The 15,353-nt window shown below is 70.7% G+C and carries 15 protein-coding genes; 8 read left to right on the top strand and 7 right to left on the bottom strand.

Features of this window, described 5'->3' with window-relative positions; all coding sequences use genetic code 11:
• Positions 1–32: 32 nt before the first annotated feature.
• The 5 genes from ACWD3H_RS23655 to ACWD3H_RS23635 are packed head-to-tail and all read right to left on the bottom strand — an operon-like array spanning position 33 to position 5,783.
• Positions 33–1,073, bottom strand: a complete 1,041-nt coding sequence (locus ACWD3H_RS23655; RefSeq protein ID WP_451956492.1) for an ABC transporter ATP-binding protein — start codon at positions 1,071–1,073, stop codon at positions 33–35.
• A complete protein-coding gene (locus ACWD3H_RS23650; protein ID WP_451956491.1) occupies positions 1,070–2,056 on the bottom strand; it encodes an ABC transporter ATP-binding protein in 987 nt (328 codons plus the stop codon). Before ACWD3H_RS23650 ends, ACWD3H_RS23655 begins: the two co-directional genes overlap by 4 nt.
• Complete coding sequence (locus ACWD3H_RS23645; protein WP_355555511.1) at positions 2,056–2,946, bottom strand: ABC transporter permease; 891 nt, start codon at positions 2,944–2,946, stop codon at positions 2,056–2,058. Before ACWD3H_RS23645 ends, ACWD3H_RS23650 begins: the two co-directional genes overlap by 1 nt.
• Complete coding sequence (locus ACWD3H_RS23640) at positions 2,943–3,959, bottom strand: ABC transporter permease (RefSeq protein WP_451956490.1); 1,017 nt, start codon at positions 3,957–3,959, stop codon at positions 2,943–2,945. The genes ACWD3H_RS23645 and ACWD3H_RS23640 overlap by 4 nt, the downstream gene beginning before the upstream one ends.
• 3 nt (positions 3,960–3,962) lie before the next feature.
• Positions 3,963–5,783 (bottom strand): ABC transporter substrate-binding protein, encoded by a 1,821-nt coding sequence (locus ACWD3H_RS23635; protein ID WP_451956489.1) that lies wholly within the window; start codon positions 5,781–5,783, stop codon positions 3,963–3,965.
• A gap of 92 nt (positions 5,784–5,875) precedes the next feature.
• Between ACWD3H_RS23635 and ACWD3H_RS23630 the strand changes: the two genes are divergently transcribed.
• The 8 genes from ACWD3H_RS23630 (at position 5,876) to ACWD3H_RS23595 (ending at position 14,127) form a co-directional block, all read left to right on the top strand.
• Positions 5,876–7,834, top strand: a complete 1,959-nt coding sequence (locus ACWD3H_RS23630; protein ID WP_451956488.1) for a S9 family peptidase — start codon at positions 5,876–5,878, stop codon at positions 7,832–7,834.
• Positions 7,835–7,848: 14 nt separating this feature from the next.
• Positions 7,849–8,451 (top strand): TetR/AcrR family transcriptional regulator, encoded by a 603-nt coding sequence (locus ACWD3H_RS23625; RefSeq protein WP_451956487.1) that lies wholly within the window; start codon positions 7,849–7,851, stop codon positions 8,449–8,451.
• Positions 8,452–8,699: 248 nt separating this feature from the next.
• Positions 8,700–9,458 carry an enoyl-CoA hydratase/isomerase family protein gene (locus ACWD3H_RS23620; protein ID WP_355555501.1) on the top strand — a complete coding sequence of 253 codons (759 nt, stop codon included), beginning with the start codon at positions 8,700–8,702 and terminating at the stop codon, positions 9,456–9,458.
• Positions 9,455–10,975, top strand: a complete 1,521-nt coding sequence (locus ACWD3H_RS23615; protein WP_451956486.1) for an AMP-binding protein — start codon at positions 9,455–9,457, stop codon at positions 10,973–10,975. The genes ACWD3H_RS23620 and ACWD3H_RS23615 overlap by 4 nt, the downstream gene beginning before the upstream one ends.
• Entirely contained in the window at positions 10,972–11,385 is a 414-nt protein-coding gene (locus ACWD3H_RS23610) for an acyl-CoA thioesterase (protein ID WP_451956485.1), read from the top strand. The genes ACWD3H_RS23615 and ACWD3H_RS23610 overlap by 4 nt, the downstream gene beginning before the upstream one ends.
• Positions 11,386–12,981: an amidohydrolase gene (locus ACWD3H_RS23605; RefSeq protein ID WP_355555495.1), complete on the top strand. Its 1,596-nt coding sequence runs from the start codon at positions 11,386–11,388 to the stop codon at positions 12,979–12,981.
• Between the two features lie 40 nt (positions 12,982–13,021).
• The gene (locus ACWD3H_RS23600; protein ID WP_355555493.1) at positions 13,022–13,492 is read left to right on the top strand and encodes a GNAT family N-acetyltransferase; all 471 of its coding nucleotides are present in this window, start codon (positions 13,022–13,024) and stop codon (positions 13,490–13,492) included.
• Positions 13,489–14,127: a TetR/AcrR family transcriptional regulator gene (locus ACWD3H_RS23595; protein WP_451956484.1), complete on the top strand. Its 639-nt coding sequence runs from the start codon at positions 13,489–13,491 to the stop codon at positions 14,125–14,127. The genes ACWD3H_RS23600 and ACWD3H_RS23595 overlap by 4 nt, the downstream gene beginning before the upstream one ends.
• A 192-nt stretch (positions 14,128–14,319) precedes the next feature.
• On the opposite strand, the gene ACWD3H_RS23590 is transcribed toward ACWD3H_RS23595, so the two are convergent.
• A complete protein-coding gene (locus ACWD3H_RS23590) occupies positions 14,320–14,481 on the bottom strand; it encodes a hypothetical protein (protein ID WP_451956483.1) in 162 nt (53 codons plus the stop codon).
• A 109-nt stretch (positions 14,482–14,590) separates the two neighbouring features.
• Complete coding sequence (locus tag ACWD3H_RS23585; protein WP_451956482.1) at positions 14,591–15,223, bottom strand: TetR/AcrR family transcriptional regulator; 633 nt, start codon at positions 15,221–15,223, stop codon at positions 14,591–14,593.
• Between the last annotated feature and the right edge of the window lie 130 nt (positions 15,224–15,353).

Genomic DNA, 15,353 nt, shown 5'->3' with positions numbered 1-15,353 from the left:
GTACGGCCGCCCAGCGCACGGCCGCTCCGAGGTCACGCCGACGGCTCCGTCACGGCGGGCGGCGCGACGGCCGGCTCGGCGGGGGACGTGACGTGATGGCAGGCGGCCCGGTGCACGTCCCGGCCAGCGGGCAGGATCGGCAGATCCGTGCCGAGGCACAGGTCCAGATGCCCGGCCCGCTCGGCCTCGCCCGAGGCGACGACGGGGCAGCGCGGATGGAACCGGCAGCCCGCGGGGACCCGTGTGGGGTCCGGTGGCTCCCCGGTCAGCACCGTGGCGGCCGTCCCCGACTCGGGCAGCACCGAGACCAGCGCGCGCGTGTAGGGATGCCGGGGATCGCCCAGCACATCCTCGACCGGCCCCGACTCGACGATCCGGCCGAGGTACATCACCGCGATCCGGTCGGCGATGTTCCAGGCCAGCCCGAGGTCGTGCGTGACGACCAAGGCGGCGAGGCCGAGGTCGTCGCGCAGCCGCAGCAGCAGTCCGAGGATCTCCCCGCGCACGGAGGCGTCGAGCGAGGCGACGGGCTCGTCGGCGATCAGGATGCGGGGCTCCAGCACCAGCGCGCCCGCGATGACCACGCGTTGCCGCTGCCCGCCGGACAGCTCATGCGGGTAGCGCCGGAAGAACCGCTCCGGCGGCCTGAGCCCGCACCGCGCCAGGGCCGCCGCCACCCGCTCCGCCTCCTCCCCGATCCGATGGATCCGCAGCCCCTCGGCCACCGCCTCGTAGACGGTGTGACGCGGGTTCAACGCCCCGGTCGGGTCCTGGAGCACGAGCTGCGCCGAGCGCCGGTAGCGCTTCAGCGCCCTGCTGGAGTACAGCAGCGGCCTCCCTTCGAACAGCACCTGCCCGCCGGTGGGCCGCTCCAGCCCGAGCAGACCGCGCGCGAGGGTGGTCTTCCCGCAGCCGGACTCCCCCACCAGCGCGACGATCTCGCCGGGGGCGACGTCCAGCTCGACGCCGTCCACGGCCCGGGAGGCGCCACGGCCTCCGCCGTGCGCGGGGTAGTGCACGCGCAACCCCTGGGCGGTGAGCACCGGCTCCTCGCCGGGTCCGGAGTGCGTCATACGGGTGCCTCCTCGGATCGGGCGGACGCCACGGGGCGTACGCGGACACAGGCCGCGCTGCGGAAGGGGTCCACCCGCCACAGGGCGAGGTCGTCGGTCGCGCATTCGGGGAGGGCGACCGGGCAGCGCGGGTGGAAGGCGCAGCCGCCGGGCAGCAGGGCGGGGTCTGGCGGGTCGCCCGCGAGACCGCGCGGGTTGCGGCGCGACCGGGGATCGCCGATCACCGGGAAGGCGGCGGCGAGCGCCTCGCTGTACGGGTGGCGGGGGTCGGTGAAGACCTCGGCGGCGGGGCCGTTCTCGACTACCCGGCCCGCGTACATGACGGCCAGGTCGTCGCAGACCGACGACAACACCGACAGGTCGTGGCTGATCATGACGAGCCCGAGGCCCCGAGAGGCCACCAGATCCTGGAGAAGCGTCAGCACCTGGGCCTGGATCATCACATCCAGCGCGGTCGTCGGCTCGTCCGCGATGATCAGGCGTGGTGAGCACGCCAGTGCCATGGCGATCATCACCCGCTGCCGCTGCCCGCCGGAGAGCTCGTGCGGATGGGCGTTCGCCCGCGCGGCGGGCAGGCCCACCTGCTCCAGCAGTTCGCCGACCCTGCGGCGCGCGGCGGCCTCGGTCGCCTTCTCGTGCAGCAGGATCGGCTCGGCGATCTGCCCGCCGATCCGCTGGACCGGATTGAGCGAGTGCATCGCGCCCTGGAAGACGATCGACGCCCCGGCCCAGCGGACGGCCCGCAGCCTGCCCCAGGACATCTCCAGTATGTCCTCGCCCTCGAACAGGATCCGGCCGGTGGCCGTCGCGGTCTTCGGCAGCAGCCGGAGCACCGCGCCCACCAGCGTGGACTTTCCGCAGCCCGACTCCCCGGCTATGCCGAGGCTCCTGCCGGGGGCGACCGAGAGGTCCACCCCTCGCAGGGCGGGCACCTCGTAGGAAGCGGTCCGGTAGGTGACCGTGAGGTCGGAGATCTCCAGCATCAGCGCTCCCGGAGGGCGGGGTTGAGCACGGACTCCAGGGCACGGCCGCACAGGGTGAAGGCGAGGACTATCGCGACGATCCCGAGACCCGGGGCCAGCAGCCACCACGGGTTGCCCGCCGACACCGCACCCGCGTCGAAGGCCTGCTCCAGCACGGTTCCCCAGGAGATGCGGATCGGGTCGCCCAGGCCGAGGAACGACAGCGTGCTCTCGGAGAGGATCGCGATCGCCACCGTGAGGATGGTGTTGGCGAAGACCATCGGCATGACGTTCGGCAGCACGTGCCGGGACATCTGGTGCCAGTGCCCGGCCCCGAGCGCCCGCGCCCGCTCAAGGTAGGGGCGGGACTCGACGGCGAGGGTCTGCGCCCAGATGAGCCGGGCGGTGCCCGGCCAGGAAGTCAGGCCGATGACCACGACCGTGGTGGTCAGCGACGGGCCGAGGATCGTCTGGAGCACGATCGCCAGCGGCAGGAACGGTATGACCAGGAACCAGTCGGTCAGCCGCATCAGCCCGGCTCCGGACGCGCCGCGGAAGTGCCCGGCGAGGACCCCGACGACCGTCCCGATCACCATGGACAGGACTGTCGCGAGCAGCCCGACGAGCAGGGAGATCCGGCTGCCCCAGATCACCAGCGTGAGCACCGAGCGGCCGGACTTGTCGGTGCCGAACGGGTAGTCCAGGCTCGGACCCGCGTTGCCCGGCCCGTCCGCCCGGGTGACGTCCAGGCCCGACTCGGCGGCCAGGATCGGGGCCAGCAACGCCACGGCCGCGAAGACCACGAGGATCACCAGGCCCGCCATCCCCGCCCGTTCGGCGCGGAACATCCGCCAGCCGGCGGCGGCGGAGGCCCGCCGCTGGGCGAACGCGAGCGCGCGTGCCGAGGTCATGGGCGCCTCACTCTCGGATCGAAGACGGTGAGCAGCACGTCGGACAGCAGGTTGGCGACGATCACCGAGACGGAGAACACCAGGAAGGTGCCCTGGAGGACCGGGAAGTCCGGAGTGCTGAGGGCGTCGTACGACAGCTGCCCGAGCCCCGGCCAGGAGAAGATCCGCTCCACGGTGACGGCACCGGAGATGATGAAGCCGATGTTGAGGAAGATCAGCGTCATCGTCGGCAGGAGCGCGTTGGGCACCGCGTGGCGGCGGCGCACCAGGTCGTCGCGGAGTCCCTTGGCCCGTGCGGTGGTCAGGTAGTCGGCGCCCATCTCGTCCAGCAGGGACGAGCGCATGACCATGCTGTACTGCGCGAGATAGGTGAAGGTCATCGCCAGGACCGGAAGCGTGAGGTGCCACGCCACGTCCACGAAGCCCTCGACGGACAGCCCCTTCACCCCGTGGCTGATCATGTTGCCGGTCGGGAAGAAGTCGCCGAACGCGACGAGCAGCACCAGCCCCAGCCAGAACGTCGGCACCGCGTAGAGCGCGTTCGACAGCAGGTCGGTGACCCGGTCGAACCGGCCGCCGCGCCACCAGGCGCCCCGGATGCCGATCCAGATGCCGATCACCGCGGCGAGCAGCGTGGACAGCCCGACCAGCAGCACCGTCGGCCAGAAACGCTCGGCGACGAGCTGCGACACCGGCGCGTGGTGCTGCCAGGAGATGCCGAGGTCGCCCCGGGCGGTGTTCTCCAGATAGGAGAGGAACTGCCGCCACAGGGGCTGGTCGAGACCGAAGCTCCGGCGCATCTCGGCCAGCTGTTCGGGCGGGATGGCTCGGTTCCTGGTCAGGTTCCGTGCCGGGTCGCCGGGCAGGACCCGGAACAGGAAGAAATTGAAGACCAGCACGAAGCCGAGCGTGAGCAGCGCGCCCACGACCTTGGTGCGGATCGTACGGAACAGGCCCCCGCCGCGGCCAGTGGTCTCCGCCACGGCCTCGGGGTCTTCGAGGAGGAGCGCCATCGGCTACTCTCGCTCGTCCGCGGTGCTCGTACGACGGCGCCGCAGCACCACGTACCCGACCGCGGCCGTGGCCACGACGGCCACCGCTCCGCCCGCGAACAGGCCCAGGCTCGGGCCCTGGCTCTTTGCCGCGGCCTCGGCACCGACCGGCGCGACGGTCCGGTAGCTCCACTGGGCCGACGGCTGGAACAGCAGCGGACCGCCGGGCTGCGGCATCGCGACCAGACCGGTGAACCGGTCGCTGCGGTAGGCCTGCAGAGTGTCGTAGTAGTACGTCACCGCGTAGGGGGCGTCGTCGTAGACGAGCTTCTGCATCTGTTTGACCAGGTCGGCCCGCTTGACGGGGTCCAGCTCGACCTTCTGCCGTTCGTAGAGGGCGTCATAGTCCTTGTTGCAGTAGAAGCTGTCGGACAGGCCCGCGGAGTACTCGCCGGGCTCACCGCTGGAGCGCTGCCCGCAGGTGAACGTGGACAGTTGGAAGTCCGGGTCCGGCTCGACGCCCCAGCCCCACTCGAACATGTCGAACTCGCCGTTGCCGACGACCTCGCCGAGCTTGGCCTCGGCCATCACCCTGAGATCCACCTGGATGCCGAGCTGCTTGAGCCAGCCCTGCACGTACTGGCCGACCTGCTGGGACTCGGCCTGCTCCTGCCGGGCGAAGAACCGCAACCTCAGCTTCGTCCGGCCGTCGGGGGTGTGCCGGATCCCGTCGGAACCGCGCTTGTAGCCCGCCGCGTCGAGGTCGGCGTTGGCTCGGGCGATGTCGAACGTCTGGACGGTCGCGCCCGGGTCGTAGTGGAAGGTGGTCCAGGTCTGCGGGATGACCGAGCTCCCCGGCCGCCCGTAGCCGCCGATGACCTTGTCGACGAGGGTCTGACGATCCATGGCGCGGGAGACGGCCCGGCGCACCACCGGGTCCTTGAGTGCCGGGTTGCCGTCCCCGATGGGCTTGCCGTCGACGGTGGCCGCGCCGACGTTGAAGGCGACCTCGTTGAAGCTGCCGGAGTCGCCGCGCACCGAAGTGATGCCGGGTGTGTTCCTCAGCGTCTCGTACAGGGCGCTGGAGAGGTCGTTCGCGAAGTCGATCTCGCCGTTCCTGAGCGCCTTGACCTCGGCGTCGGTGTTGTTGAAGACCCGGAAGACCAGCGCGTCGACCTTCGGGGCGCCGCCCCAGTAGTTCTTGTTGGCGCGAAACTCGACGTACTGGCCGACCGACCGCTCTGTCAGGACGAACGGGCCGGAGCCGACCGCGTTCTCGTTCTTGAAGCTTGCGACGGATGTGCCGGCGATGTCCTTCCAGACGTGCTCGGGCAGGATCGGCACGATCAGCCGGTTCATGATCGAGCCAGGCTTGGTGACCTTGATCACGAGGGTCTGCGGGTCGGGCGCCGACGCCTCCTTCATCAGCGCGGTGTAGTTGCCGTAGTTCGTCTGCTCGGTCTCGCCGTTGATGATCCGGTTGAAGGTGTAGGCGGCGTCGGCGGCCGTCAGCGGAACGCCGTCGGACCACGTCACCCCCTTGCGGATCCGGTAGGTCCAGGTGAGGCCGTCGGGGGAGCTGGACCAGGACTCGGCCAACCGCGGGGTGGGCGTCCCGTCCTTGGCGGAGTAGTCCATGAGCTGGTCGTACATGACTCCGGTCAGCTCGTAGAAGTTGCTCTGCACGCCGACGAACGGGTTGAGCGAGTCGATGTCCTCGGTCATGCCGACTGTGAAACTGATCTTCGGCTGGGGGGACGGGGTCGCGGCGAGGGCCGCCGCGGGCAGCAGGGCGAGCGTGCCGGCCGCGGCGGCGGCCAGCAGGCGATGAGGGGCGTTCCGCATGGTTCTCCTGAGGTCTTGCTGATTAGTCACTCAGTAATTAATGTGCTTTGCCCTCTGCCGGACAGGCCCCGCGATGGGCTACCGTCCCGGGCATGCAAAGCCGCTCCGCTGACCCGTACGCCTGGATGCGTGACCATAAAAGCCCAGCTCTCTATAGGCACCTCCAGGCGGAGCGGGCCATGTACGACCAACAGACCGAACACCTCCACTCCCTCCGTGACGTGCTCCTCAGGGAGCTGTCCAGCCGCACACTCCTGAGTGACAAGTCAGTAGCCTGGCGATATGGGGGCTCTTTCTACTACACAAGGACGGTGCCGGGAAGAGACTTCGAGCAGCTGTGTCGTTTCCGCAGCCTTAACTCTCCGGTCGACGTACTGCTGGACGAGAACGAGCTGCCGTCCGTTCCGGGGGGATTTCTCGCTCTGGGGGTGCGCGAGGTCAGCCCGGATGGCTCGATGCTCGCCTACTCGGTCGACGTCACCGGGGACGAGGTCTACGAGCTGCGCGTCCGCGACCTGACAGGCGGAGAGGACCTTCCGCTCCGCATCCCGCGGACCTACTACGGCGCGGCCTGGTCGGCGGACTCGGACGTGTTGTTCTACGTCGTCCACGACGAGCTCTACCGGCCGTTCCAGGTCTGGCGGCACCGGATCGGCGATGGCCAGAACGTCCCGGACGTGCTGGTCTTCCAGGAGGACGACGCCCGGTTCGAGATCACGGTGCGGGCCACCCGGTCGGGCGAGTACATCCTCATCGAGGCCGCCAGCCGCGACACCACGGAGACGCTGCTGATCCCGGCGAGCGCCCCGGAGGCCCCGCCGCAGGTGGTCCGGCCGCGCCGGCGCGGCATCGAATACTCCGTGGAGCACGGCGGCGACCGGTTCTACCTGGTGACCAACGACGACGCGGAGGAGTTCCGGCTGGTCGAGGGGACCGGCCAGGAGGTAATCGCCGGATCGGCGGACACCAGGATCGTGCGATGCGACGCGTTCGCGCGACATCTGGTGGTGACCGAGCGGCACGGCGGCACGACCCGGCTGCGCGTCGTGGACCGGGAGACCGGCGTTCAGCGGCTGGTCACCGTGCCCGAGCACATGGCGCTCGACCTCGGCGTGAACGCGGAGTACCCCGCGACCGAGGTGGTCGTCCAGGTGCAGTCACTGATCGATCCGCCCGCCTGGCACGCCGTCGACCTGGACACCGGGGAATGGCGGCTGCTCAAACGTCAGGAGGTGCCCGGCCACGCCCCCTCCGCCTACGTCACCGAGCGGGTCCACGCCAGGGCTGCCGACGGGACGCCGATCCCCGTCACGCTCGCCTACCGCCGGGGACTGGAGCGCGACGGTACCGCCCCCTGCCTCCTCAACGGCTACGGCGCCTACGAGTCCTGTTTCTGGCCGGAGTTCGAGCCGGGCATCCCCAGCCTGCTCGACCGCGGGTTCGTCTACGCCATCGCGCACGTCAGAGGCGGTGGCGAGGGTGGCAGGACCTGGTGGTCGCAGGGACGGCTCGGTGCGAAGGCCAACACGTTCACCGACTACCTGGCCGTGGCGGACATGCTCACCGCGAACGGCTGGGCCGGGCCGATCGTCACCCGAGGGCTCTCGGCCGGGGGGCTCCTGCAGGGCGCGGTGTACTCCCAGGCGCCCGGCCGGTGGCGGGCTGTGATCGCCGAGGTCCCCTTCGTCGACTGCCTGACCACGATGCTGGATCCGACGATCCCCCTGACGATCAACGAGTGGGACGAGTGGGGCGACCCTCGGGAGCCGGACGCCCACGCCTGGATCCTGGCCTACAGCCCGTACGACAACGTCCCTCCGGATCCGCGCCCCGACCTGCTGGTCACCGGCAGCCTCCACGATCCCCGGGTGGGGGTGCACGAGCCCGCCAAATGGGTCGCGAAGCTGCGTGCGACCGGCGGTGGCCGAGTGCTCTTCCGCGCGGAGACCGGTGCCGGAGCCCATACCGGCCCGGCCGGGCGGGAGTCCCGCCACCGCTACGAGGCCGAGATCCTCGCGTTCGTGATCGACGCCGTCGGGGGCGGGAATTGAGTACCGTGTCGCGGGTGGCCCGCAAACGACCCGAAGCCCGGCGTGAGGAGATCCTGGCCGCCGCGATGGCCGAGGTGCTTGAGCGGGGCCTGGCCAGTGTCCGGGTGGCGGACGTGGCGGCCCGCCTGGACATCAGCCAGGCGCTGGTCTTCTATCACTTCGAGACCAAGGAACGCCTGGTCACCGAGGTGTTCATCTACGCCGCGCAGCAGGACCTGGCGCAGTTGGCGGCCATCCACACCCGATCCGCCGGGGCACCGGAGCGCCTGCGCGCGGCCCTGCGGCTGTACGCGCCGTCCGGCACGGCGCCCGGCTGGGTGCTGTGGATCGACGGGTGGTCGGCGTCGCTACGGGTGCCCGAGCTCCGCAAAATCCTGCGCGAGCTCGACAGCCGCTGGCGCGAGGTGATCGCGGACCTCATCGCCGAGGGTGTCTCGGCCGGGGAGTTCCGGTGCGACGATCCCGAGGGAGCGGCGGGACGGATCACCGCGTTCCTCGACGGCCTATCCGTGCAGATGGTCGTCCGGCAGCGCAGCATCACCAAGAAGCAGGCGATGACCTGGCTGTCGCGGGCCGTCGAGGACGAGCTGGGACTGGCCGGATTCTCGCTGGCCTGACTGGCTACTCCGATATCCGGGCAGCTCCCACCGGCCTGACCCGGTCCGAGGGGCCCCTCCTCCCCCGCGGGAGGTCACGGACAGTCGAATCTCGGGCCTGAGCCGCCACTCCCTGATCCAAACGCCCCCGGACTGAGCGACTGCCCACCGATCTGAGCTGATTCTTCCGTTGACGCGGGTTCGGAGTAGTCCCTAGATTGAGACACAGTCGATCGATCGATCGATCGAAAGTCTCTGAGGATGTGCCAGTGACTGTCAGCTCAGCGACCGCCGAGTTCACCCTGGTCGGCGAGACGGGCGTGATCCGTCTGAACCGCCCGCACCGACTCAACGCGGTCACCCCCGGCCTGGTGGACGACCTGCTCGCCGCCTTCGACGAGGCCTGCGCGGCGCGGGTGCGCGCGCTCGTACTGGCCGGCAACGGCCGGGCGTTCTGCGCGGGCCACGACCTCAAGGACGAGCCCGAGCCACTCGACCCGATCGCCGGTCGCGAGCGGCTCGACCGGATCCAGGACGTGACCCGCAGGATCCGCCGGGCGCCCTTCCCGGTGATCGCGGCTGTCCACGGCTACGCGCTCGGCGCGGGCTGCGAGTTCGCGCTCGGCTGCGACCTGGTCGTCGCGGCCGAGTCCGCTCAGTTCGGCTTCCCCGAGGTCGCCGTGGGCCTCAGCGTCACCGGCGGCATCTCCCGGCTGCTCACTCTGGCCGTCGGGCCGATCAAGGCCAAGGAGCTCGTGCTCCTCGGCGAACGGTTCGACGCGGCGCGGGCGCACCGGCTGGGCCTGGTGACCAGGGTCGTCCCCGACGGCCGGCACGAGAGCGCCGCCCTCGACCTCGCCGCGGCCTTCGCCGCCAAGCCCGCGTTCGCGCTGGCCCTGGCCAAGCGCCTGGTGGACGAGGGAACCGACGGCACCGTCGAGGACGCGCTGGCCCGCGAGGTCGGCGGCGCGCTGCTGACCGAGAGGACCGGCGAGCACGCCGCGCCACGCGCGGAGTTCATCCGATGACGCTCGCCGCGACCACCGGCGACGCCGCCCGAGTTCACCCCGTGACACTCGCCGCGGCGGTCGGCGACGCCGCCGCCCGCTGGCCCGACAGGACGGCCTGGGTCTTCGACGCGCTCGGTGTCTCTCTCACCTTCGCCGAGGTCGAGCAGCGCACCGCCGAGCTCGCCGGAATCCTCGCCGGGTACGGGATCGGCAGGGGCGACCGGGTCGCGGTGCTGCTGCGCAACGTCCCCGAGTTCCCCCTGACCTGGCTGGCGCTCGGCCGCCTCGGCGCGGCGATGGTGCCCGTCAACGTCAACTACAGAAGCCACGACGCCGGGCATCTGATCACCGACTCCGGCGCGAAGCTCCTGGTGACCACGGCCGAGTTCGCCACCCTGGCCGGGCGGCTGCCCGTCGTGCCGATGTTCGTCGAGAACCTGCCCGAGCCGGCCCCCTCGGTGCTCGACGAGACCAGGCCGGACGACCTGCTCAACATCCAGTACACCTCCGGCACGACCGGCCTGCCCAAGGGCTGCATGCTGCCGCACCGCTACTGGACCGAGCTGGCCGCGAGCATGGTCTCCTCGTTCCCGAACCTGGGCCCGGACGACGTGATGCTCACCTGCCAGCCGTTCCACTACGTCGATCCACAGTGGAACGTGGCCGCGGCACTGCTGTCCGGCTCCCGGCTGGTGATCCTCGACCGGTTCCACCCGTCGACCTTCTGGGACAGGATCCACGAACACGAGGTCACCTACTTCTACTGCCTCGGGCTCATGCCCACGCTGCTGCTGCGAATGCCCGCGCACCCGCGTGACCGTGACCACCGCGTCCGCGTGGTCCAGTGCTCGGCGATCCCGCCCGCGCTCCACGCGGTGCTGGAGGAACGCTGGGGGGTCCCCTGGTTCGAGGCCTTCGGCATGACCGAGACGGGCGCCGACCTGCGCGTCGGCCCGGAGGACCATGACATCGCCGTCGGCACGGGCTGCATCGGCCGCCCGCTCCCGCACCGTGAGATCCGCGTGGCCGACCCGGACGGCGCTCAGGTGCGGCCCGGGGAGACCGGTGAGCTCATGCTGCGCGGAGCCGGGGTGATGGCCGGATACCTCGGCCTGCCGAGCCCGTTCCGCGACGGCTGGTTCCCCACCGGCGACCTCGTCCGGCAGGACGCGGCGGGACGCGTCTACTACGCCGGTCGTCTCAAGGACATGATCCGCCGTAGTGGCGAGAACATCTCCGCGGCCGAGCTGGAGGAGGTCCTGCACCGGCACCCGGCTGTCAGGCTCGCCGCGGTGGTGCCGGTCCCCGACGACCTGCGGGGTGAGGAGGTCAAGGCGTACATAACCCTGTCCCAGGAGGTGTCACCGGACGACCTCGCCGAGTTCTGCGCCGAGCGGCTCGCCTATTTCAAGGTGCCCCGCTACTGGGAGTTCCGGGAGGAGCTTCCGCTGACCGCCTCGGAACGCGTCTCGAAGGGGCAGCTGCCGCGTGACGCGGAGGGCTCCTACGACCGGGCCGAGGGGGTGTGGCGATGACGGCGCACTTCAGCTGGGAGAGCCCGGTCCACTTCGACGAGCTTGACGTCAACGGCCACCTGCACAACAGCAGGTACGCCGTACACGTGGAGCGCGCGCTGACTGCCTGGTTCGAGGCGCTGGGCCGGGGATGGCGGCACGTCGAGGAGCGGCACGAGGACATCGTCTACGCCGTGCGGGAGTTCTCCGCCGAGTTCCTCGCCCCCGTCACCGCGCCCACCGTGCTCCGCGTCGAACTGTGGCTGGAACATGTGGGACGGACCAGCGCGGTTCACCGCTGGCACTGCGCCGACGGCGAGACCACCGTCGCACGAGGCCGCCGGGCGATCGTGAAGATCGACCCGGTAAGTGGGACGGCCAGGCCGTGGACCTCCTGGTTCCGCTCGCTCGTGGTCGTGAGCGAGGTCTAGATGCGCATCGACACCATTCTCACCAACGTGAACGCGGTGACGATCGACCCGGCACGGCCGGGAGCCCGCCGGATCGGCATCCACCACGGGCGTGTCGTGGGACTCGACGAGGAACTCGACGGCGTCAGGGCCACCTGGGTGGAGGACCTCGAAGGCGCCACCGTGGTGCCCGGTTTCAACGACGCGCACAATCACATGGTCCTGTACGGGCTCTCGCGCGGGGAACTGGACCTGTCCGCGACGGGTTCGCTTGAGGAGATCTACGCCGCGGTCGCCGACCGGGCCAGGACCCAGCCGGACGGCAGCTGGATCGTCGGCTCCGGCTACGACCAGAACAAGACCGGTGGGCACCCCCACCGCGACGCCCTCGACCGGGCGGCGCCCGGACACCCGGTGCTGCTCCGGCACACCTCGGCGCACATGTCGGTGGTCAACTCCAGGGCGCTCACGGAAGCGGGCGTGCTCGGCGGCGCCGCCGTGCCCTCGGGCGGGATCATCTCCCTGGACGACGATGGCCGTCCCAACGGGCTGCTCGAAGAACAGGCCCAGCTGCTCGTCCAGGCCCTGCGGTACCCGTACCCGCGCGGGCAGCTCGTGGAGGCGATCTCCACAGCGGCCCGGGACTATCTCCGGGAGGGGATCACCTCCTGCACCGAGGCCGGGATCGGGCTCGGCTGGATCGGCCACGCGCCCGACGAGGCCGCCGCCTACCAGGAGGCCCTGGAGCGCGGGCTGCTGCCCGTCCGGGTTCAGCTCATGGTCACCTCCGACACCGTGCATCCCGGCGGCCTCGGTCTCGGGCTGCGTACCGGCTTCGGCGACGACCGGCTCCGGCTCGGCGCCGTCAAGGTGTTCTCCGACGGCTCGCTGATCGGCCGGACCGCCGCGATGTGCTGCGACTTCGCCGACGACGCGGGAAACCAAGGCTACTTCCAGGCCGACGAGGCACAACTGCGCGACCGTATCCTCAGCGCGCACGCCGCGGGCTGGCAGGTCGCCACCCACGCCATCGGCGACCGGGCCGTCGACTTCGTGCTCGACTGCTACCAGGAGGCCCAGGCCCGGCACCCGCGTGAGGACTCCCGCCACCGGATCGAGCACTGCGGCGTCACCCGTCCCGACCAGCTCGGCAGGCTCGCCATGCTCGGGGTGGTCCCGGTGCCGCAGGCCGCCTTCGTCGGGCAGATCGGCGACGGCATGCGCGCCGCGCTCGGCGAGGACCGAGTGGACTGGTGCTACCGGCACCGCTCGTTCCTCGACGCCGGCCTCGTGGTGCCCGGCAGCTCGGACCGCCCCGTCGTACGGGGTGCGCCACTGCTGGGCATCCACGACATGGTCAACCGGCGGACCCAGAGCGGCGAACCCCTAGCCCCGCACGAGGCGGTCGGCCCGCTGGACGCGCTGCGCGCCTACACGCTCGGCTCCGCCTACGCCGGATTCGACGAGCGCGTCAAAGGCAGCATCACGTCGGGTAAGCTCGCCGACCTGGCGATCCTGTCCGATGACCCCACGACCGTCGACCCCGCCCGTATCCGCGAGATCGAGGTCGTCGCCACCATGGTGGGCGGGGAGTTCGCGTTCGGCCCCCTTCTCTAGGACCCTCGATGCCCGCACCCCATGTTCTCCAGGAGCCCCGATGTCCGTACGTCACGCAGAACCGGCAGACTTCGAGGAGATCTGCGCGATGCTCCTCGCGCACGCCGACCACGAGGGCGGCGAGATGACCCTGCACCGGGACGAGCTCCACACGACCCTCTTCGGCCCGCACCGGGTGGGCCGGGCGCTGATCGCCTCACCGGAGGGCTCCTCGGAGACCGCCGGGTGCGCGCTCTGGTATCCGACCTTCTCGACCTGGGCGAGCAGACGCGGGATCTGGCTTGAGGACCTCTACGTCAAGCCCGGGTACCGCCGGCACGGCCTCGGCCGGGAACTGCTCGCGTTCCTGCGAAGCCTGACCACCGGCCGGGTCGAGTGGGACGTCTCGCACGGCAACACCTCGGCCGAGGCGTTCTACCAGGCGCTCGGCGCCGGCCCGGTCGGCGGCTGGACCCGGTACCGGTGGGCGCCGACCACCGGGGAGCCCGGCTTCGGGCTGGTGGACGCGTGAGCCCCTCGACGCGGGACACCGACGAGCGGGTACGCGGCGCGGCCGTCCGGCTGTTCGCCGAGAAGGGCTTTCACGGCACGGGAATCCGGGAGCTCGCCGAGGCGGCCGGGCTCTCCTCGGCCTCGCTCTACCACTACATGGGTACCAAGCACGACCTGCTCACCGAGATCATGGAGACCAGCCTGATTCGGCTCGTCACCGCCGCCCGGCGGCTCGTCGAATGCGGCGACGGCCCGGCCGAGACCCTGGCGGCCCTGGTCCGGATGCACGTCGCCGCGCACGCGCTGCGCCAAGAGGAGACGATCGTGGTGGACAACGAGCTGAGAGCGCTGACGCCGGAGCGCAGGGACAACGTGCTCGCCCTCCGCGACGCGTACGAACACATCTGGCGCGAGATCGTCGAAGCGGGCTGCGCCGCCCAGGTCTTCCGCGTCCCCGACGTCAGGGTCGCCCGGCTGGCCCTGCTTGAAATGTGCACCGGAGTGGCCCGCTGGTACTCCCCCGGGGGTGTGCTGAGCCTCACCGAGATCGCCTCCGCCCACGCCGCGATGGCCCTGGCCATGCTCGGCTGCACCACCCCGCTCCCCTCCGACGACTACGCCATCGCCCTGGTCACCGAGATCTGGGGCGCCTGACCGATGCGCCGTGCGTCCCCCCACTCCGGGGCGCACCGCCGATCGAGGGCTTCAGCTCCGAGCCGGCGGCGGCCGTTGAAGGAGCCGGGGAATCGTCGGCCACTCCCTGCCGCACCGAAGGCTTCGGCCGGTCCCTCGGTCTCGAACCCGCGATCGCTTACCGCCACCATCCCTTGCCTAATGCTCCGTTCCTCATTGGAGGTCGCGAACGCGCTGCGAGGAAATCGCCACTCGGGGGCGGGGTTTGCGTCCGGAGGCGATGACGGCGGTCCACAACCGGCCGTACTCGCGAGCGGCGTTGTCATCGAAGGGCGGCGGCCCGAACTCGGCCTCGGCGGTTTGCAGGATCCTCATCCGCTGGGCGAGTTCCTGGGATCGAGCTCGGGGAGCACATCCATGCTCGATGTGGCCGACGACGACGGCGCCACCGCCAGACGACACATGTGTATGCCGTACCGGCCCGCTATGGCGTGCCGGTGAGCCTGCCCAACACCTCGTAGACCTGTTGCGGTGTCGCCGGGCCGACGGGGAGCGGGTGGCGGGCGGCTTCGGTGCGCAGGCCGTCGAGTAGGAACGTGATGCTGCGACGCCAGACATCGGGGGCGGCGTCGGCGCCGGCGCGGGCGAGCAGGGCGATGGCACCGAAAGTGAACGCGAGGTCCTCGCCGGTGAAATCCGGGCGCAGAGTTCCGGTCCGCTGGGCTCGCTCGATGATCCGCGTGGCGGCGTCGCTCGCCCTGCCGCACAGGGTCATCAGGCGTTCGGCGCCCGGGTAGCGGCCGCTCAGTACGTCGGCGAGCGCGGGATCGGTGGCCTGCAGTTCACAGATCCTCTCGATGTAGTACGCGAACCCATCCCAGGCGTCCTCGCAGGCCAGGGCATACTTGCCGACCTCGTCGAGCCGGTCCGCCGCGAGGTCGGCCACCACCTCGTCGATGAGCGCCTCACGGCTGCCGAAGAGGTTGTAGAGGGTGCCGTGGCTAACGCCTGCCCGGCGGGCGATCTCCTTCAGCGGCACCTGAAGGCCGCGCTCCTGGAAGAGCTCGGCCGCGGCTGCTCGCAGCTTGCCCGCGTTTCGTTCCGCGTCGGCCCGCATCCGGTTGTTCCTCCTGGTCCTGGTCGGCGACCTTCACGGTCGCATCCCGCCGGGACTCAACTTGGCCCGGGGGTCAAGTTTCATGCTACCGTCGAAAAGCCAAGTTGACCCACTGGTCAAGTTAATTCAG

The sequence above is a fragment of the Streptosporangium sp. NPDC002607 genome, assembly GCF_053592655.1.
This window is presented reverse-complemented; position numbering and strand designations above follow the sequence as displayed.